This window comes from Nitrospinota bacterium (genome assembly GCA_035528715.1).
Lineage (GTDB): Bacteria > JADFOP01 > JADFOP01 > DATKYB01 > DATKYB01 > DATKYB01.
This window is the reverse complement of the sequence record DATKYB010000048.1, coordinates 11256-31088: the sequence shown is the minus strand read 5'-3', so window position 1 is coordinate 31088 and position 19833 is coordinate 11256. Positions and strand designations below refer to the sequence as shown.

Annotated in this window: 21 protein-coding genes, 6 tRNA genes and 1 other RNA gene; 5 read left to right on the top strand and 23 right to left on the bottom strand. The window is 39.6% G+C overall.

Annotated elements, in window-relative coordinates; translation table 11 throughout:
• A partial coding sequence (locus tag VMW81_03600) for an ATPase (GenBank protein HUU50024.1) occupies window positions 1–598 on the top strand: 598 nt, incomplete at its 5' end.
• Window positions 599–869: 271 nt separating this feature from the next.
• On the opposite strand, the gene VMW81_03595 is transcribed toward VMW81_03600, so the two are convergent.
• Both VMW81_03595 and VMW81_03590 read right to left on the bottom strand, forming a co-directional pair.
• The gene (locus VMW81_03595; GenBank protein ID HUU50023.1) at window positions 870–1898 is read right to left on the bottom strand and encodes a rod shape-determining protein; all 1029 of its coding nucleotides are present in this window, start codon (window positions 1896–1898) and stop codon (window positions 870–872) included.
• A 533-nt stretch (window positions 1899–2431) separates the two neighbouring features.
• On the bottom strand, window positions 2432–2632 hold the full coding sequence (locus VMW81_03590; protein HUU50022.1) for a GIY-YIG nuclease family protein: 201 nt from the start codon (window positions 2630–2632) through the stop codon (window positions 2432–2434).
• Between VMW81_03590 and VMW81_03585 the strand changes: the two genes are divergently transcribed.
• Entirely contained in the window at window positions 2561–2704 is a 144-nt protein-coding gene (locus tag VMW81_03585; protein HUU50021.1) for a hypothetical protein, read from the top strand. The two genes, VMW81_03590 and VMW81_03585, sit on opposite strands and share 72 nt — an antisense overlap.
• A 32-nt stretch (window positions 2705–2736) precedes the next feature.
• Here the strand turns inward: VMW81_03585 and VMW81_03580 are convergent.
• The 16 genes from VMW81_03580 to serS all read right to left on the bottom strand — a co-directional run bounded on the left by VMW81_03580 (window position 2737) and on the right by serS (window position 11273).
• Window positions 2737–2812, bottom strand: a tRNA-Asn gene (locus VMW81_03580).
• Between the two features lie 63 nt (window positions 2813–2875).
• The gene (locus VMW81_03575; GenBank protein HUU50020.1) at window positions 2876–3808 is read right to left on the bottom strand and encodes a thiamine pyrophosphate-dependent enzyme; all 933 of its coding nucleotides are present in this window, start codon (window positions 3806–3808) and stop codon (window positions 2876–2878) included.
• Window positions 3796–5004, bottom strand: a complete 1209-nt coding sequence (locus VMW81_03570) for a transketolase C-terminal domain-containing protein (protein ID HUU50019.1) — start codon at window positions 5002–5004, stop codon at window positions 3796–3798. Before VMW81_03570 ends, VMW81_03575 begins: the two co-directional genes overlap by 13 nt.
• A 30-nt stretch (window positions 5005–5034) precedes the next feature.
• Window positions 5035–5328 carry a 4Fe-4S binding protein gene (locus VMW81_03565; protein ID HUU50018.1) on the bottom strand — a complete coding sequence of 98 codons (294 nt, stop codon included), beginning with the start codon at window positions 5326–5328 and terminating at the stop codon, window positions 5035–5037.
• Entirely contained in the window at window positions 5325–5897 is a 573-nt protein-coding gene (locus tag VMW81_03560) for a 2-oxoacid:acceptor oxidoreductase family protein (protein HUU50017.1), read from the bottom strand. Before VMW81_03560 ends, VMW81_03565 begins: the two co-directional genes overlap by 4 nt.
• 49 nt (window positions 5898–5946) lie before the next feature.
• Complete coding sequence (gene recR / locus VMW81_03555) at window positions 5947–6543, bottom strand: recombination mediator RecR (GenBank protein HUU50016.1); 597 nt, start codon at window positions 6541–6543, stop codon at window positions 5947–5949.
• A gap of 24 nt (window positions 6544–6567) precedes the next feature.
• Window positions 6568–6882 carry a YbaB/EbfC family nucleoid-associated protein gene (locus VMW81_03550; protein ID HUU50015.1) on the bottom strand — a complete coding sequence of 105 codons (315 nt, stop codon included), beginning with the start codon at window positions 6880–6882 and terminating at the stop codon, window positions 6568–6570.
• Window positions 6883–6904: 22 nt separating this feature from the next.
• Window positions 6905–8542 carry a DNA polymerase III subunit gamma/tau gene (dnaX, locus tag VMW81_03545; protein HUU50014.1) on the bottom strand — a complete coding sequence of 546 codons (1638 nt, stop codon included), beginning with the start codon at window positions 8540–8542 and terminating at the stop codon, window positions 6905–6907.
• A 29-nt stretch (window positions 8543–8571) separates the two neighbouring features.
• Window positions 8572–8837, bottom strand: an RNA gene (gene ffs, locus VMW81_03540) — signal recognition particle sRNA large type.
• 67 nt (window positions 8838–8904) lie between these two features.
• Window positions 8905–8996, bottom strand: a tRNA-Ser gene (locus VMW81_03535).
• Window positions 8997–9042: 46 nt separating this feature from the next.
• Window positions 9043–9133: transfer RNA gene (locus VMW81_03530), tRNA-Ser, on the bottom strand.
• A gap of 90 nt (window positions 9134–9223) precedes the next feature.
• Window positions 9224–9300: transfer RNA gene (locus VMW81_03525), tRNA-Arg, on the bottom strand.
• Window positions 9301–9328: 28 nt separating this feature from the next.
• Window positions 9329–9673, bottom strand: a complete 345-nt coding sequence (gene panD / locus VMW81_03520; GenBank protein ID HUU50013.1) for an aspartate 1-decarboxylase — start codon at window positions 9671–9673, stop codon at window positions 9329–9331.
• A gap of 56 nt (window positions 9674–9729) precedes the next feature.
• Window positions 9730–9822, bottom strand: a tRNA-Ser gene (locus VMW81_03515).
• Between the two features lie 54 nt (window positions 9823–9876).
• A tRNA-Ser gene (locus VMW81_03510) sits at window positions 9877–9969 on the bottom strand.
• An 8-nt stretch (window positions 9970–9977) separates the two neighbouring features.
• Entirely contained in the window at window positions 9978–11273 is a 1296-nt protein-coding gene (serS, locus tag VMW81_03505; GenBank protein ID HUU50012.1) for a serine--tRNA ligase, read from the bottom strand.
• 441 nt (window positions 11274–11714) lie between these two features.
• On the opposite strand from serS, the gene VMW81_03500 reads away from it, so the two are divergent.
• Both VMW81_03500 and VMW81_03495 read left to right on the top strand, forming a co-directional pair.
• Window positions 11715–12083, top strand: a complete 369-nt coding sequence (locus tag VMW81_03500) for a prepilin-type N-terminal cleavage/methylation domain-containing protein (GenBank protein HUU50011.1) — start codon at window positions 11715–11717, stop codon at window positions 12081–12083.
• 85 nt (window positions 12084–12168) lie between these two features.
• Window positions 12169–12534 (top strand): prepilin-type N-terminal cleavage/methylation domain-containing protein, encoded by a 366-nt coding sequence (locus VMW81_03495; protein HUU50010.1) that lies wholly within the window; start codon window positions 12169–12171, stop codon window positions 12532–12534.
• A gap of 69 nt (window positions 12535–12603) precedes the next feature.
• Here the strand turns inward: VMW81_03495 and queC are convergent, their stop codons facing one another.
• Complete coding sequence (queC, locus tag VMW81_03490; protein ID HUU50009.1) at window positions 12604–13281, bottom strand: 7-cyano-7-deazaguanine synthase QueC; 678 nt, start codon at window positions 13279–13281, stop codon at window positions 12604–12606.
• Window position 13282: 1 nt separating this feature from the next.
• Entirely contained in the window at window positions 13283–13918 is a 636-nt protein-coding gene (locus VMW81_03485) for a radical SAM protein (protein ID HUU50008.1), read from the bottom strand.
• Window positions 13919–14176: 258 nt separating this feature from the next.
• Here VMW81_03485 and VMW81_03480 point away from each other — a divergent pair, with 258 nt between their 5' ends.
• Complete coding sequence (locus VMW81_03480; GenBank protein HUU50007.1) at window positions 14177–14797, top strand: methyltransferase domain-containing protein; 621 nt, start codon at window positions 14177–14179, stop codon at window positions 14795–14797.
• A 13-nt stretch (window positions 14798–14810) separates the two neighbouring features.
• Here the strand turns inward: VMW81_03480 and VMW81_03475 are convergent, their stop codons facing one another.
• The 3 genes from VMW81_03475 to secA all read right to left on the bottom strand — a co-directional run bounded on the left by VMW81_03475 (window position 14811) and on the right by secA (window position 19713).
• Window positions 14811–16070, bottom strand: coding sequence for a glycosyltransferase (locus tag VMW81_03475; GenBank protein HUU50006.1), 1260 nt, complete (start codon window positions 16068–16070; stop codon window positions 14811–14813).
• 14 nt (window positions 16071–16084) lie between these two features.
• Window positions 16085–16954, bottom strand: a complete 870-nt coding sequence (locus VMW81_03470; GenBank protein ID HUU50005.1) for a nitrilase-related carbon-nitrogen hydrolase — start codon at window positions 16952–16954, stop codon at window positions 16085–16087.
• 71 nt (window positions 16955–17025) lie between these two features.
• Window positions 17026–19713 carry a preprotein translocase subunit SecA gene (gene secA / locus VMW81_03465; protein ID HUU50004.1) on the bottom strand — a complete coding sequence of 896 codons (2688 nt, stop codon included), beginning with the start codon at window positions 19711–19713 and terminating at the stop codon, window positions 17026–17028.
• Between the last annotated feature and the right edge of the window lie 120 nt (window positions 19714–19833).

Genomic DNA, 19833 nt, shown 5'->3' with positions numbered 1-19833 from the left:
TCAAACATCAAAACGCCCTGTGGTGATCATAGATCTCTCCCGCGAAATGGCAACGGGTTTATTTTGGAACGATACAATTCAAGCTCTAATCATAAAACGTTTACTTGATGGATTAACTTATTTAGCAGAGGGTGCGTATAGGAAAAATCAATTCTTAAATACACTTGTTATCTTAGACGAAGCACATAGGCTAGCTCCGAGAGAAAAGATAGAAAACGAAGCCCAAGAAAGCGTTAGAAATTCCCTTATGGATGCTGTTCGCACAACACGAAAATATGGGCTTGGATGGATGTTCATTAGCCAAACCTTGTCAAGTTTGCATAGAGAGATTATTGGTCAACTGAGAATCTTCTTCTTTGGATTCGGTTTGGCTTTAGGGACTGAGTTTATGTCCCTAAAAGAAATCATTGGAGGAGACCCTAATGCTCTTAAACTTTATCAATCATTTCGTGATCCTCACAGCGCTTTTGATATAGCTTCCCGACAATATTCTTTTATGACTATTGGCCCGGTTTCTCCTCTTTCCTTTGCTGGCACTCCTCTTTTCCTTACTGCTTTTAATACGCCAGAGGAATTCTTAAGTAAAAATAGGTTATAGAGGAAATCAAGAAGTTTTCTAATCTCCCCTTTTGCTTTTTAGGAATTTTTCCAGCGAATGAGGAAAGTATGGATTTTTTAATTCCCCCTTTCGATTTTTAGGGATTTGACAAGTGAGCGAGGAAAAGAGAAGCAACTGTCTGAGAGCAAAGCTCGAGTTTGTTGCTTCTCCGAGCGAACAAAGTCAAATACCGTTAAGAAAATCGAGGGGGCGTCCTTCTTTTCGTCCTTTTCTTGGACAAGCAAGAAAAGGACACATCTTTTATAAATATTTATATTGAAATCTTTTTTAAAAAATCTAGCTCATCAAGACACTTCCCCGCTCCTTGAACAACGGCAGAGAGAGGATTTTCAGCTACAGTAACAGGAAGGCCTGTTTCTTCCCTGAGGAAAATATCTAAACCCCTCAGCAGGGCCCCTCCTCCCACCAAAAGGATACCCCTATCCACAATATCAGAGGCGAGTTCAGGTGGTGTTTTTTCCAGAGCATCCTTCACAGCCCTTACGATAGTAAAGATAGATTCAGAAAGGGCATTTCTTATCTCTTCATCTGTTATTTGAAAAGTCTTTGGAATACCATCAACCAGATGCCTCCCTTTAGCCTCCATGCTTAAGCTTTCCTCAAGGGGATAGGCAGAACCGATCTTAATTTTTATCTCTTCTGCTGTCCTTTCTCCTATAAGGAGGCTATATTTTTTTCGTAAATAATTTACAATACTCTCATCCATAAAATCGCCCCCTACCCTTACAGACTTGCTAAGGACTATACCTGAAAGGGAGATTACAGCTACTTCTGTAGTGCCACCTCCTATATCTAATATCATATTCCCATATGGTTTCTTAACATCAATCCCAACACCTATTGCAGCAGCCATAGGTTCTTCAATAAGATATACCTCCCTGGCTCCAGCAGATTCTGCAGAATTCTTTACAGCCCTTTTTTCAACCTGGGTAACCCCCCTAGGAACACATATAATGATTCTTGGACGGACAAATATCCTTCTATGATGAACCTTTCTTATAAAATAGCGGAGCATTGCTTCTGTGACCTCATAATTTGCCATAACACCGTCCTTCATTGGCCGTATGGGAATAATATTCCCAGGGGTTCTCCCAAGCATCGCTTTTGCCTCGGTTCCAACTGCCAGAACTTGGTTGTTATCCTTTTTGATAACTACAACTGAAGGTTCGCTTAGCACAATGCCTTTTACCTTCAGATAAACAAGTGTATTAGATGTTCCAAGATCAACGGCAATATCATTTGAAAATAACCCCAAAAAGGCATCCAGAATCATACGAATCTATCCCCTTATCTTAGTTATTGGCAATCCCCTTAAAAAACCTTTTCTTTTAAAAATAACATTAATTCATTGAAATTGCATTTTTTATTTTGTAGAAATTTTAGAGAATCCCATTTCTTGATTGATTCATGATTGATCTCTTCGTTAACCAGAGATAAATTATCTGCTCACCTGCCCAATTCTCGCCAGATTTTGGTTAACAGCCAATTCTTCCAATTACGACTACTACGAGTCCTAGCCAATAATGGCTCCAAATGCTGTTAAATAAAGCCTATTAAATAATGGCGCATTTAGAGAGGAAGAGAGGTTATAATCAAGAAATAAAAGAGCTTTATAAATAAACTGAAAAGAGAGAGGATTTGAATAAAAATTCATTTAAAAAAGTAATGCCCTAAGCCTTTAATACTTTGTCAGATAAAGAAAAAGCCTATTCATATAGAACAGGCAATCATCTGGATTACTTATTCAATATAAATAAGTTAGAATTTCTGGCTCCCCAGGCCGGACTCCCTTCGGCTTCGCTCAGGGTGAACTCACCTTTGTTGTGAGGAGGCTTTTGTAATTAGCTCCAATTTCTTTTTATGCGACCAGCCTTTAATTTTTTTCTCACGTGCAACTGCTTGGTCTCGTGAAATAAGGCATTCCTTATAGAGAAGTGGGGGATGGCCATGCTGACGAAGGCGATTGCTGATGTCCGTAGTGATTCCAACATAGAACTTGTTCTTCTTCTCGATTATGTAAACCCACCAATGATTCACAAGGTCTCCTCACACGGATTCTTGCCGTCAACAGAGCTCAGAAAATAAAAATCCCCCGAAAAGGGGGACCTTTTATTTTCTGGCTCCCCAGGCCGGACTCGAACCAGCGACACGGTGGTTAACAGCCACCTGCTCTGCCAACTGAGCTACTGGGGAACCCTTTGCTCACTTGAACTCAACAATTCAAGAATTAACACCTTTTAGGAAAATTGTCAAGACTTATGCGGTCTCACCGCATCTCTTTAGAAGCTTTTCCCAGTCTCTATCAACATGTTCTTGAATCTTGTCAACAACTCCCTTGTTTTCCGGTTTTAAGAGGTGCTTGAATCGTCCCTGCAGCTTAAGCCAATCAATTATAGGAATCTTTTTCTTTGGCTTATAGGTTAATTTCCACTCACCATCAATTACCTCATATAAAGGCCAGTAACAGGTATCTACAGCTATCTTGAGTAACTTTACTGTCTCGTTAGGCCTGTTCTTCCACCCGAGGTTACAGTTTGACATGGTATTGATAAAGGTAGGGCCCTCCGTATCCAGCGCCCTTTTGGTCTTTTTTGTCATATCCATCCAAAAAGCTGGAGAGGCCTGAGCAGCATAGGGAATATTGTGGGCAACAATAATCGCTGTCAAGTCTTTATGAAAATGCTGTTTTCCCAACCGAACTTTACCTACAGGGGTTGTTGATGAAGCCGCACCATAAGGAGTAGAGCTGGAGCGCTGAACACCTGTGTTCATGTAGGCACCGTTATCATAACAGACATAGAGAAAGTCGTGCCTTCGCTCCAAAGCACCTGACAGCGATTGAAGACCAATATCATAGGTTCCTCCATCGCCGCCAAAGGCAACGAATCTTATCCTCTTATCCTTTGGAATCTTTCCCTGCCTCTTTAAGGATTGATACATGGACTCAACACCGCTTATGGTTGCTGCAGCATTTTCAAAGGCGCTGTGAATCCAGGGCATCCTCCATGCTGAATAGGGATAGATAGTTGTGGCGACCTCAAGGCAGCCTGTGGCTGTACATATGATAACAGGGTCATCTGTGCCTAAAAGAACCTGTTTTACAATAAGGGGGATTCCACAGCCAGAACAGAGTCTGTGACCTCCTTTGAGAACGGATTGTTTTTTTGATAACTCCTTTAAGCTAGCCATTTCTTTGCCTCCTTATAATCTCTTACCCCAAGATAATCTGTCAGTCTCTCAACCTTCCCTGTCTTTACAATCTTTAAGAGCTCATTGTATGCCCAGTTTATCTCCTCCACAGCAAGATTTCTTCCTCCAAGACCATAAATAAAGTTTATCACCTTTGGTGACTCCTTCAATTCTAAAAGAGCAGATCTCACTTCCTGGAATACCGGTCCTCCCATCGCACCAAAGGAATCTGCCCTATCAAGAACAGCAACTGCCTTAACGTGTGAGAGGGCATCAATAATCTCATAGAAAGGAAAAGGCCTGAATACCCTGAGTTTAATCAGCCCGGCTTTAATTCCTTTTGCTCTCAGTCTATCAACGGATGCCTGGGCTGTTCCACACGCAGAACCGAGGACAACGATGGCAACCTCTGCATCCTCCATCATGTATTCCCTAAAAAGCGGGTAATCCCTGCCACTTAGCTCCTTAAATCTTTTGCTCACATCAAGAATAACGCCCTTGGCATGCTTCATGGCTTCCACCTGCTGTCTTTTAAACTCCATGTAGTAATCGGTAAGATTTAATGCGCCATAGGTTACAGGATGGTCCACATCAAGAAGCGGATAGTGTGGTTTATACTTCCCAATAAACTTCTGAACTTCCTCATTCTCAAGCATCTCCATATTCTCAATAGAGTGGCTGATGATAAAGCCATCCAAGCAGACCATGACAGGAAGGCGGACATCTTCATGTTCACCTATAGGAAAAGCCTGCAAGAGATTATCATATGTCTCCTGGGAGTTTTCTGAGTAGAGCTGAATCCAGCCAGAATCCCTTGCACCCATACCATCGCTATGGTCACCGTGAATATTAATCGGTGCGCTCAGGGCCCTGTTAACCAGAGTCAAAACCAAGGGTGTTCTTAAACCTGAGGCAATATAGAGCATCTCCCACATCAGTGCCATGCCATTGGCTGATGTGGCGGTCATTACCCTCCCCCCTGCTGCTGCTGCGCCAATACAGGCACTCATGGCACTATGCTCGCTCTCCACAGTAACGAGTTCCGTATTCACAATCCCATCGGCTACGTACTGAGAAAACTCTTCCATAACCTGTGTGGAGGGAGTTATGGGGTAAGCAGCGCAGACATCTGGATTGATCTGCCTCATAGCCTCTGCTGCTGCTGAATTCCCTGTTATCGCTACAATTTTACCCATCTCTTTCTCCTTTTTGATTATTTAGTCTTTTTATTCCTCGTTGAACTTGGATTCTAAAACCATCTCTATGGCATCTACAGGACATATTTCGGCACAAAGTCCACATCCCTTGCAGTGGACAAGGTTATGTCCCTTCATCTCCTCGTCTTTAACAATAATGGCATCATCAGGACAATAGAGCCAGCACTGCAAACAATTGATGCATTTCTCCTTATTGAGCACTGGTCGAACTGTCCTCCATGATCCCGTATTATAGTCTGTTGTATTGGGAGGATTGATAATCAAACCCCCTATCGGTATTTCTCTCCAATCTTTCTCTTTCATTGTTTTTTTACCTCCTTATACCCTCTTTCAATTGCCTTTAAATTCCCCTCCAGAATTTCTTTTGCCAATTTTCTTCCCATAACCTTTTTTGTCTCTTCTAAAAGGTCTTCGAGCTTTACGAGATTGGTAGCCTTTGCTAAGGCACCCATCATCGGGGTATTTGGAAAGGGTTTACCAATCGTTTCCAGTGCTATCTTTGTGGCATCGACGATATAAAGTTCTCTTTTCCCTGTATCGATTTTCTTTTTTATATCAGCAAATGATTTATGAGTATTGATAATGACTACTCCATTATCTGGAACACCCTCTAAGATGTCCACTGAGCCAATCAATGTAGCATCTACTACGACGATAACTCTTGGATTTACTACAGCACAGTGAACCGTCAGGGGCTTTTTACTGATTCTATTATAGGATGCTACCGGAGCCCCCATCCTCTCAGGACCATAGTCAGGAAATGCCTGGATATTGTTCCCCCCAGCCAGTGCAGCCTCTGCAAATACCTTGGCAGCAGTAACAATTCCCTGCTGAGCCCTTCCATGCCATCTCACCTCAGTGTATTCTTCCATATCTCCTACTCCTTAAATATAATGAGTGTTTGGTTGGTTTACAATCGAATCACATATCCCTTCTTCCCTCAATCGACTTGCTTAAGGTAACCTCGTCTGCATATTCCAGGTCACCACCCACCGGCAATCCGTAGGCAATACGTGTTACCCTTATCCCTAATTTTTTAACCAGCCTTGCAAGGTACGTTGCCGTTGCCTCCCCTTCCATGCTAAGATTTGTAGCAATAATAACCTCCTTGGTCTTATTACTCTTCAACCTCTCCAAAAGCTCTTTTATTCTTAAATCATCTGGGCCAATACCATCTAATGGGGACAGCGCTCCTAATAAGACATGATAGTTTCCCCTAAATCCATTTGTCTTTTCAATAGAAAAAACATCTTTTGGTTCTTCCACAACACAGATGATATCTTTCTCTCTTCGAGGATCTGTGCATATCCCACAAGGGTCCTCTTCTGCTATATTACAGCATACGGAGCAGTACGTTATTCTCTCTTTTACATCTACGATGGACTGAGCCAATTTCTTTGCCCTATCTTTGGATGTCTTTAGAATATGAAAAGCCAACCTTTGTGCAGTCTTCTCTCCTATACCGGGCAATCTTGTCAATTCTTTTATTAATTCTGATAAGCTCTTTGGACAATACAACTTCGCACCTCTCTAGGGCATTTATTAAAAGAGACCGGGAATATTGATACCCCCTGTTAATTTAGACATTTCTTCCTTGGCCATTTCCTGAACCCTTCTAATGGCCTCATTCACACCGGCTATGATCAAGTCTTCCAGCATCTCGACATCACCAGATTTTACCACCTCTGGCTCTATCTTTATAGATATAATCTCCTGTTTTCCATTAGCCACAACCTTAACCATCCCTCCTCCGGCAGTAGCCTCTATGGTTCGGTTGGATAGTTCTTCTTGCAACTCCGCCATCCTCTCTTTCATTTTATGGGCCTGTTTCATTAAATCTCCTAAGTCTTTTATCATTCATTACCTCCTGAAACAAAGATTATTTTTTTGTTATTTTCTTTTCTTCCACTACTTTTGCATCAAAAATATCTTGCGCCTCTTTTAATATCTCTTTTTCAGAAATATCCTTTTTTGAAGCCTCCTCTTCCTTTTTAATCTCACTTTTTCCTTCGATGACGGTCTCATTGACCTTTAATTTTATCTTTTTCCCCAAGGCCTCACGAGTCGCCTCATTAATCAGCGCCATATTCTCTTTTATTGATTCTATACAAAAGTTGTTCTTCTTCAAAAAACCGAGTTCTAAAATGTCCCCCTTTAGAGAGAGGGGGCTGAGATGCTCCAATACAGAGGGAAGCCACTCTTTCTTCTTCTCTGAATGTTTGATTACCTTTAACCACATATCCTCTAATTCTTCCACACTTTCAGCCTTCTCTTCCTGAGGATAGATTTTTTCGGGCAAAGATATTTTTTCCTCTTCAGTCTTTTCTTGAAATATTTTTGTAGACTGACTTTTTTCTAAAAGATCTTTCTCTGTAAAGGATTTCTCAATACCACTCAATCTCTCAATCATATCCTCTACAGATTTCAAGGACCTGATTTTTGTCAACTTTAACAGGGCCATTTCAAACGGGAGGAGAGGATCGGTTGATTGCCTCATTTCCACCTCTGTTGTGCTTAAGATATCAAATATCTGATGGAGCTCCGCAGTGGAAAACTTCGATGCTAAATCTTTCATTTCATCAACTCTTATTTTGGGAAGCTCAATCAAAGAATAGGAATCCTTTGAAGCCTTCGTTATCATCAAGCCTAGAATAAACTCCAATAAATTCCTACAGAATAGACCTATATCATGACCGTAAAGAGTAAGGTCTTGTATGATTTTTAAAAGGCTATCAGCGTCTTTTTTGCTTATACCTTCCATCAGCCCTTTAAAAATCTCCTGATCAACAATACCCAAAATCGTGATAACACTCTCCCTCTTTATCTCTTTACCTCCAAAGGATACGATTTGGTCTAAAAGGCTCTGAGCATCTCTCATACTTCCCTCAGCGCTCTTTGCAATTAAAAAAAGATCTTCCTTATCAATCTTTATGCCTTCTTTTTCAGATATCATAGAAAGATGATTGACAATATCCTGTATAGAAATTCTTTTGAGGTCAAAACACTGACATCTTGATAAAATAGTAATCGGAACCTTATTTATCTCTGTAGTCGCAAACATAAATATGATATGCTTTGGGGGTTCTTCAAGAATCTTTAAGAGGGCATTAAAAGCCGGCATGGTCAACATATGAACTTCATCAATAATATAAATCTTATATCTTCCCCTTGAAGGGGCATATACAGCCTTTTCTCGAAGTTCCCTTACCTCATCTATCCCCCTGTTTGATGCCCCATCGATCTCAATAACATCAAAGGCTCTTCCTGATGAAATCTCACTGCACTCAATACATTGATTACAAGGTTCTGGGGTTGGACCATCTACACAATTTAAGGCCTTTGCCATAATTCTGGCTGTTGTGGTTTTTCCTATGCCCCTCGTCCCCGCAAAGAGATAAGCATGGGCAATCCTTTTGTTGGCTATCGCATTCTTGAGTGTCTGACTGACGTGGAGCTGTCCTACAATCTCATCAAAGGTCTTGGGACGCCATTTCCTGGCTATGACCACATATGACATAAGACTCCCTCTTTTTCCTATCCTTTTGGTCGTGCACCTATTATTGACACCTTTTTATAAAAAATCTCTCTGTAGTTAGCTCCTATCAGGTTTCCTTGCGGCACACAAGAAAATTGCTTACCGCTGCTTCCTTCCGGACCTGACGGGGTTCACAACCTCTTATTGCACAAGACCCGATAATCAACACCACTTACAAACAGATATTTTTATAAAGAATTGAGCCGCTAATAGGAATTCAGCCCCGCTGGAGCGGATCGCGGGTTACAGGGCACCGCTACCTCCCCGCCTAGCACGACCTTTAATCTTCTGTTTTCTACTGAATGTTTCCTATTAATAAAAGGTTAAGAGCAAGTAACAAAATTTGGCGGAGAGGGTGGGATTCGAACCCACGGGGCAGTTTTAGCCGCCCACACGCTCTCCAGGCGTGCCAATTAAACCACTCTTGCACCTCTCCTTTTCCATAAATCTTTAAAGCAGATGCTTTTAAAAATTCTTTTTCATGGCGGAGAGAGAGGGATTCGAACCCCCGGTCCCAAAAAATGGAACAATTGATTTCGAATCAACCGCCTTAAACCGCTCGGCCATCTCTCCTTTTTTCAGATTTCTAAGATCAGAAGAAAGAAACAAAAAAATAGACAATCGATCCTTCATCCCTTGTCTCTCACTTCTGTTTTTTTATCTTGGCGCGCCCAAGAGGATTCGAACCTCTGACCTACGGATCCGCAATCCGTCACTCTATCCACCTGAGCTATGGGCGCGAAGGGCATGATTATTTTATGCCCCATTTTAAAGAAAACGAACAAATTTATTGTTCTTATCAACCAGGATATTCTTTACCTTTATCGGCTTATCTGTTATGGCAAAAGATATGATGATAACTTCATCTCCTTTTTTAATAAGGTGAGAGGCCGCACCATTCATACAAATTGTTCCTGAACCCCTTTCGCCAGCAATCACATAAGTCTCAAGCCGAGCACCATTTGTGTTGTCCACCACCAATACCTTTTCTCCCTTCCAAAAATCGACGATATCCATGAGGTCTCTATCGATTGTTATGCTCCCAATATAATTAAGATCAGCATCGGTTACAGTGGCCTTGTGAATCTTTGACTTTAATACCTGTCTTAACAATGTAAAGCTCCTTGTTATAAAAAAAATAAATGACTCTTTATAGCTCAATAAAATATTGGCGGAGAGGGAGGGATTCGAACCCTCGAAAGATTTTTCAACCTTTACTCGCTTAGCAGGCGAGTGCCTTCAGCCAGCTCGGCCACCTCTCCGTTTTATCATCTATCAAAAAACAGAAAAATAAAACAATCTCATTTTTTTATTCATGGCGGAGGGAGTAGGATTCGAACCCACGGTCCCGCTCATCACGAGACAACGGTTTTCAAGACCGCCGCCTTAAACCACTCGGCCATCCCTCCCCATAATACTATGCTGATTTTTCTATTTTCTCAATCCCATCCATATAGTCCCTTAATGCCTCAGGAATGATAACAGAACCATCTTCTTGCTGATAATTCTCTAAAATAGCAACCAACGTTCGACCGACAGCTAGACCCGAACCGTTCAGGGTATGAAGGAAATTTGGTTTTGCTTTAGAAGACTCTTTGTATCTTATCCTTGCCCTTCTTGCCTGAAAATCCTCAAAATTGGAGCACGAGGAGATTTCTCTATAGGTCTTTTCACTGGGTACCCATACCTCCACATCATAGGTTTTTGAAGAAGCAAAGCCCATGTCTCCAGCGCAGAGCACCACTACCCTATAGTGAAGATTTAATCTCTTTAAAATCTCTTCAGCATCTTCTAAAAGGGATTCTAACTCATCATAAGAGGTCTTTGGTTCAACAAACTTTACAAGCTCAACTTTATTAAATTGATGCTGTCTTATAAGCCCTCTGGTATCCTTTCCATAAGAGCCTGCTTCTCGCCTAAAGCAGGGGGTGTAGGCTGTGTAATATATCGGAAGATCCTCTAAATACAGAATTTCATCCTTATGAATGTTTGTAAGGGGTACCTCAGCAGTCGGTATAAGGTAAAACCCATTAGTATCGACCTTAAAAAGCTCGTGACCAAACTTGGGAAGCTGACCTGTACCAATCATGCTGTCTTCATTTACCAAAATAGGAGGAAAAACCTCTCGATATCCACGTTCTTTGGTATGAATATCTAACATAAAGTTAATGAGTACCCTTTCCAGTTTGGCCCCAAGGTCCTTATAAACGACAAATCTTGTTCCCGCTATTTTTGAACCACTCTTAAAGTCTAATATCTCAAGGTTTTCTCCAATATCTACATGAGACTTTGGCTCGAAATTAAAAGAAGGAGGATTCCCCCATCTCTTCATCTCAACATTATCTTCAGAACCTGCTCCTACAGGTACACTTTCATGGGGCGTATTTGGAATAAGAAGAAGGCCTTTTTTGATATCTTCATCATACCTTCTTATGATATCTTCCAGTTCTTTTAGTCGCTCTGAGGTATTTTTTGATGTCTCCATCAAATTATCAAGCTCTTTTTTGTCCGTATCTTTGTCTTTTCTTAATCTCCCAATTTTCTCAGAAGTGATTCTCTTCTTATGATTCAGTTCATCCCTCTCCTTGATATAGCTTCTCCTCATCTCATCCTTTTTGATGATATCCCTTAGATTCGCGCAGTCCAAACCCCTTTCTTTATTTTTTTCCTCAATCAATCCAATATTTTCTTTTATAAATTTGATATCAAGCATTATATTTCTTTGAATTAACACATTTTATTTCACATTATTTTATTTGAATTTAAAAATATAACACTTTGAAGAATGAGAGTCAAAATATTTTTCCACACCTTTTTTCGTTTTTTCTTTTATCCATGTATTTTTACGAAGAAATAATGTGACAAATTTTGTCCTCTTTTACCAAAAGATTTTAAACCTGTATTTCTCTTTATTTCAGTATGATAGGTCGAATTATCTGAAAAAATATTTTGAATTTTGTTTTTTTCGACAAAAAAATGTCATTTTCTCATTTAAACACAAATGATATCTCTCTTATTTCAAATGACGATTGAAGCTTTTTCTCACCTATATTCAGATAGTTATAACTTTTATCTCACTTTGAGTAAAGAATGGTATATATATTGCTCTAAAAATAACAGCTGCTAATTAACTTCCTAAATTAAAAGAAAAGATATGATGATAAAGATGAGAAGGGATATCAAGAATGCGGGTAAGGCTCTAAGGGGAGAGAAAGGCTTTACCTTAATCGAGCTCCTCATTGTTATCGCTATTATTGGTATCCTAGCAGCGATTGCTCTCCCTAATCTTCTAGGCAGGAGGCAGGCTGCGCAGGAGGCAGCAACCAGGGCTGACCTGAGGGCTGCAACAACCGACTATACTTCTAAGGCCATTGATAATGATTTGGCAAATTTTAGTGCGGCTACCTATGGGGTTGCGGTTGCTTCTGCCTATGATGCAACAACGGGTGCCTTTCAGCTTTCTAAAAATGGTCTCACCATTGACCAGAATGGAGCGATTACCGGAACGTTTACTCCTCCATAAACAGAGGGATGGTATGTATATATATTGCTATGTTAAAAGATAACAGGCAATCAATAAAATTCATGATGGAAGGAGGTGAAAGGATATGCTGATAAAGATGAGAAGGAATATGAAGAATGCGGGTAAGGCTCTGAGGGGAGAAAAGGGCTTTACCTTAATCGAGCTCCTCATTGTTATTGCCATCATAGGTATCCTGGCAGCGATTGCTCTGCCTAACCTTTTAAGCAGAAGGCAGGCTGCACAGGAGGCGGCAACCATGTCTGACCTAAGATCAGCGGCATCAGCCTATGCTGCGGCGAATATGGATCCAAATTTAACATTTACTGCAGCAAACTTTGGCGTTGCGGTTGCTTCTGCCTTTAACGCTGCAACGGGTGCCTTTCAGCTGAGTAAAAATGGCCTCACCCTTGACCAGAGTGGAGCGATTACCGGAACGTTTACTCCTCCATAATGGTAAATTATGATGAGAAACGATAAAGAAAAACCTTTATCGTTTCTCATCATCTAATCTAATTAAAATTTACATTTCTCTCTCATATTCGATGGGGTCTTTTATTCCCGCCTCTTGAAACCCTCTTAGCCTCAATACACAGCTATCGCATATCCCGCATGCCTTATGACTGTTCGTATAACATGACCAAGTTAGTTCCAGCGGAGCTTTGAGCTCGATTCCTTTTTTTATGATATCCCTCTTTTTTAAACCTATGATAGGGGTTATGATTTCAATATGGGTTTCTGGACGGGTCCCAACCTCTATTAATCTGTTAAATACATCATAATACTCCCTTCTGCAATCAGGGTATCCTGAGCTATCTTCATATACAGCACCGATAAATATCTTGCTGACCCCCATAATCTCACCCCATGACACAGCAATGGAGAGGAGATGGGCATTTCGAAACGGAACATACGAGAGGGGAATCGTTGTTCTTGATAGGTCTGCCTTTGGCATTTCTATAGTATGATCTGTTAGGCTTGAACCGCCTATCTCTTTTAGGTGGTCAATGGTACATATAAGTCTCTTACCCACACGATAATAATCAGCGATAGCCTGAAAGGCCTTTAATTCTTTTTCTTCTGTTCTCTGTCCATATTTGATGTGGAGAAAGGCCATGTCAAATGTTTCATTGGCAATTGCTGCTGTAACACAACTATCAAGCCCTCCACTAACCAACACCACAGCCAGTTTTTTATTCATACTACACTCCCCTCGTATTTGGGTCCCAAATATATTTATGCATTTGGAGCTGAAAACGAACCCTAAGCCCATCTTTGAGAATCCACTTTACTGCATCTTTTGGCTCCAATCTCCCAAAGGCTACAGAAATAAGAACCCCTACCTTATCAATCAGGGAGTATTTTTCTATAATATCTTTTGCCCAGAGGTAATCTTTTTTACTGCTTATAACAAACTTAACCTCATCTCTTTTCTTTAATTTTTTTATGTTCTCCCAGTTTGTGCTCATTTCAGAACCACTATCAGGAGGCTTTATATCCATAACCCTTACTACCCTCCCATCTAATCCTCCAATATCGATACTCCCGTTTGTCTCAACAAGAACTTGATAACCATCGTCACAAAGCTTTTTTGTTAAGGAATAGAGATCCTTTTGTAGAAGCGGCTCTCCACCAGTAATCTCTACTAACTTACAATCAAAACGACTTATCTTTTTTAAAATCTCTTCTACTGAATATTCCTTTCCCTCCTCATAGGCAAAGCTGCTATCGCAATAACTACATCTCAAATTACATCCAGTAAGCCTAATAAATATACAAGGCAATCCTGACCAGGAAGACTCCCCTTGGATACTAAAATAGATCTCATTTACCTTCATTATCAATACCTCAATTTTTTTATTATAAGTATGGCAAATAGGAAAAACAAGAACTAATCAGTGACAACTATCTAATTTTTTTCAAATTATAACTTGCATTCAATAGGATGTTATGTTAAAAAAACACAAATATCTATATTTAACTCTTTATAGAAAGGGGGGATAAAAGGGCCTATAAAATATTTTAAAGGTATATTGCAAGTCTTTCCTATCAAAAAAATCGTTATTTTAGCAAGAACACAATGGAGATTAATATAAATGCTACAGATTGAAGATATAAAAAAGATTTATTCTCATTATTCAAATTTCTACGACCTCATTTTTAAGCGGTTTTTCTATCCAAGGCAAAAACATGTTATCAATTCAATGGATATTAAAGAAGGCGATAAGGTATTAGACCTTGGGGTAGGTACAGGTTTATCCCTTCCCTTATACCCAAGGCATTGTGAGGTTACAGGCATAGACCTCTCTCCAGAAATGCTTGAGCAAGCTAAGAAGAAGGTTGAAAAATATAATCTAAATCATGTTAAATTAATGGAGATGGATGCCTCAAATCTAGAGTTTGAAGATAATACCTTTAATCATGTGATTGCTACTTTTGTGATCAGCGTTGTTCCTGATCCTGTAAGGGTAATTTCAGAGATGAAAAGGGTAAATAAAAAGGATGGAAAACTGGTTATTGTTAATCATTTCCAAAGCCCGAACAAATTCTTCGCAAAACTTGAGGAATTCTGTTCTCCTCTCTGTGCCAAGCTCGGCTGGCGGACAAACCTCGTTTTGGAAGACCTTGTTGAAAGCGCTGGTCTAAAGATATACCATGATTATAAGATGAAAAAGTTAGATCTCTGGAAGGTGGTCTTTGCCGTTAACAATAAATAAAGAAAAATTAGACCTATTTCCAAGCCTCAATCTTCTCTTTTAGATAAGGCTTAAAGTTTTCAAAAATCTGAGCCTGTTTTTCAATGACTTCCTCTGACCCCGAATCATCCATATCTGCTACCTCTTGGCAGTAAGCAGCAGTTCTTCCAAAATACAAGGGAGTTACAATATTAACAAGCTTTCTTCTATTCCTGTTCCATGTTTGAAAGGTAAAAGCAAAATCATAAAGGATCTTTGCCCATAACTCTGGGGGAAAGATTATATCTTTACCCTGTTTAATCAAGTCAATATTTTCCTTTAATTGATTATAATTATCCGGCTCAATAATCTGTCTATATAACGGATTAAAATAACTGAAGCCATCTATTAACTCTTCCCTGAGACGGCTAAGGGTTACAGAAACCGGCTGGATCTTATGCCCATCTTTTAGCTCACCAATAATCTCTATTGGCTTACTACCAGAGATGTTTAACCACTGATTTTCATATTTACCCATAAGATAAAAAAGCGTACTGATAACTTCGCTGAACATCGGACCAAGGTCTATACTCGGATCTTTGCTATCATGAACCTTTATTCCAAGATTTGCCTGAACAATCTTACATCCTTCATTGATCGCAGTAGTCGTCATCCATACATCTATCCCGAATCTAGCAACATCAGTATTCCAGACATCCTCTTTCGCATAGAGAGACGCGAGTCCTCCAGAAAAGCCAAAATCACCCCCTATGGGCTGACGAACCTGAACACCATAGAGGGAACGAATCATTGGATAAATAATATGGTTTGTTATTGTTCCATCATATTTGTGTCTAGAATAATAAGGAGTTACAAATTCAGCCTTTTTCTCTAGTATTGGATCAGCCAATAGTTTTATCCATTCTGGGGTTATACTCCTTAGGTCTGAATCTACAACAACACATGCCTCTGCAGTTAAAAGCCCAGCCAGTTCAAATAAAGCCCTAAAGGAGGTCCCCTTCCCTGGCATTCCTCTGTAGATGGCTATTTTCCTTTTTGAACCAAGGGGAATAGATGCTCTGCTTGCCTTTTCTCTCGTATCATCTAGAGAACCCCCATCTGAAATAAATAAAGCGTATTTCTTATCAGAGTAATACTTCTTCAAACCCTCTATCACCATCTCTACCACGTGTGCAATGGTATCTTCATTGTTATAGCAGGGAATCCCTACTAAAATATCTACATCCTTTAATTTTTTTGTCCACCTTGAAACATTTTCCCTGACCGCTGAAGAATATTTCTTGAAATTTCTCATTGGCAAGGTTCTCCTTAAAAGTTCTCCTGTGCTTCAGTAATTTCCCGCTTATAAATCTCTTCAATATCTACCCCTACTATCTCACTATAGATTTTCTCCCTTCTGTCCCTGAAAAAACCCCATTTATCCCTAAAATCTCTGATCATATTTAGATTAATATCAGCCAATAATACACTGTCATTGAGACCAGTTGGGCCAGCTATGAGATCACCGTTAGGATCAACACAAAAACTCTTCCCATAAAAATCTTGCTTTTCTTCACTCCCCACCCTATTTATTCTCAAAATAAAAAGATTATTAGCAATGGCATTTCCGCAGATCATCTTCTCCCATCTCTCATGAGAGGCAAAAGCAGCTGCTGTTGGTGAAAAAATAATCTCTGCCCCTTTTAATGCAAGAATTCTTGAGCCTTCTGGGAAAAAATTATCCCAACATATCTGTATTCCAATTGTCGCATAATCTGTCTTAAACACAGGAAAACCAAGATCTCCAAGTTTAAAATAAAATTTTTCTTCCCATAAGGGTATCTGAGGTATATGAGCCTTTCTATACTTTCCTAAGATCTCTCCATTATTATTGATAACGACTGCTGAATTATAATAGACTCCATTTATATCCTTTTCAAAAATAGGACAGATGATGACAATGCTCAACTCTTCGGCTTTTTTTGAAAAAATCTTTATTGTCTCACCAGTAATTTCTTCTGCCAGATCAAAGTTTTTTGTATCAGAATCCTTAGGGAACCAATGGGTATTGAATAATTCTTGGAAACAAATAATTTTAGCGCCCTTTTCTGCAGCCATGCTGGATAGATCTATCGCCTTTTTAATATTCTTCTCTTTGTTCTTTATACAGCTAAATTGTATGCCGGCAATCTTTACCAATTTTTTATATCCCTATATTCATAAAGGTTATTAAAAGAATTTTTTTGGCCCTTTGGAACAAACATATCTTATTAGACCCCACAACACTTCTTGTATTTCTTGCCACTTCCGCAGGGACACGGTTCATTTCTTCCTATTTTTTTACCCTCTCGTTTAACCGTAGCAACCCTTCCATTATCGTCAGGACCTCTTTGCTGAATTTCCTGACCTCTGTGTTCTAACAATCTTCGTTTTTTTGATCTCTCATCAGAAATCTCCAGATGATCACCTTCTACCTTTATCTTAAAGAGGTAATCAACAACCTCTTCTTTAATCCTTTCCATCATCCCCATAAACATCTCAAACCCTTCTCTTTTATATTCATTCAAAGGGTTCTTCTGCCCGTAACCTCTCAGACCTATTCCCTCCTTGAGATAATCCATGTTCAGAAGGTGATCCTTCCACAAATTATCAACAACCTGAAGCATCACCATTTTCTCTAGGTGCCTCATCATTGCTTCGCCAATCTCTCTTTCTTTTGCATCGTAAGTATCTTTTATCTTCTCAAAGGATGCATCCCTTAATTCATCTCTCCCCACTTTTCCATTTGTTTCTTCAATTTTCTTCATCCACTCATTAATATTAATATCTAAAGAAAACTTTATATCAATCGTATCAATCAGGCCTTTTAGATTCCATTCATCCGCATAAGAATCCTCTGGTGCGTAAATCTCTATGATTTCATCCAGTACATCCTCAACCATATCAAAGAAGACCTCTCTTAACCCTTCTCCTTCTAATATCTCTCGTCTTTGTTTATATATCACCTCTCTCTGTTTATTCATGACATCATCATATTCCAGGAGATGCTTTCTTATATCAAAATTATGTCCCTCTACCTTTCTTTGAGCGTTTTCAATGGCCTTGGTAATCATTCCATGCTCAATAGGCTGTCCTTCCTCCATGCCCAATTTACTCATAATCCCGGATATTCTATCTGAACCGAATATTCTTAAAAGATCGTCTTCTAAGGAGAGGTAAAAACGTGAAGCACCCGGATCTCCCTGCCTCCCTGCCCTTCCTCTTAACTGATTGTCTATTCGTCTTGCCTCATGACGTTCTGTGCCTAAAATAAAGAGGCCATCCAATTCTACAACCCTTTCATGCTCATTATCGACGATCTTTTCTACTTCGTGTAATGCTTCTTTTCTCTCATCATCAGTCGCCTTAAGAGGTTCTGTTCCTTTTTTCCTTAAAAGGTCACTGGCTAAAGACTCCTTATTCCCACCAAGAACGATATCGGTTCCCCTTCCAGCCATATTCGTTGCAATGGTCACCGCCCCCAATCTACCAGCCTGAGCAACAATCTCTGCTTCCTTTTCATGATGTTTGGCATTGAGAACATTATGTTTAACTCCCCTCATCTTCAATAATTTGCTAAGCTTTTCTGATTTTTCTATTGATATCGTGCCAACCAATACGGGTCGTCCTTTTTTATAGAACTCGCCAATTTCATCTACCACTGCATTGAACTTTTCCCCTTCAGTCCTATAAATCACATCAGAATAGTTATACCTTATCAATGACCGATTCGTAGGAACGACGACAACATCCAGGTTGTAGATTGCCTTAAATTCTGCTGCCTCTGTATCTGCTGTACCTGTCATTCCAGCCAATTTATTGTACATTCTAAAGTAATTTTGGAAAGTGATAGAGGCAAGAGTCTGATTTTCACTCTCTATTTTAACCTTCTCTTTTGCCTCCAGAGCCTGATGGAGACCATCACTATAGCGTCTTCCAGGCATCAATCTACCGGTAAATTCATCAACGATAATCACCTCACCTTTTTTAACAACATAATCCACATCTTTTTTAAAGAGGGTTCTTGCTTTTAGTGCCTGATTTACATGATGAAGGATCTCCATATTTTTAGGATCATAAAGATTATCTATCTTTAATAACTTTTCAACCTTAAAGACACCTTCTTCTGTAAGATTAGCTGTTTTTGTCTTCTCTTCAATCTGATAATCCTTTTCTCTCCTTAAAGAGGGGATAATCGTATCTATCTTATAATATTTATCTGTCGACTCTTCAGAAGGGCCTGAAATGATTAATGGTGTTCTTGCTTCATCTATAAGAATGCTATCTACCTCATCAACAATGGCATAGTTAAGCTCTCTCTGAACATAATCTTCAAAGGAAAACTTCATGTTGTCTCTTAGATAATCAAATCCGAACTCATTATTTGTTCCATAGGTGACATCAGAAAGATAGGCATCTTTTCTATCTTTGTCATCGATTGCATGTTGAATGGCACCCACCGAAAGCCCAAGAAATTCATAGATTGGACCCATCCATTCTCTATCCCTCTTCGCCAAATAGTCATTCACCGTAACAATATGAACCCCACTCCCAGATAAAGCATTTAAATATGCTGGAAGAGTAGCTACAAGGGTTTTTCCTTCACCTGTTGCCATTTCAGCAATTTTTCCCTCGTGGAGAACCACACCCCCAACCAACTGGACATCAAAATGACGCATATTTAATACCCTTCTTGAGGTCTCTCTAACCACTGCATAAGCTTCATACAATATATCCTCAATGGATTCTCCTCTACTTAACCTCTCTTTGAACTCATTGGTTTTGCTTCTCAGCTGGTGGTCTTTAAGGGCTTTTAGCTCTGGTTCGGGCTGGTTGATTCTTTCTATATAAGGTCTTATTCTTCTTAATTCCCTTTCGTTTTTACTTCCTATTATCTTCTTTAACAAAGTGTTTATCATAATAGACTTCTCTCTTTTTTATTTCGCTTTTTGTAATTTTAATCTAAAATCAATTCTGATGCAATATCTTCATTATCTGCTTACAGAAAAAAACCCTGGGAAATATCTTTTTCTCCAGGG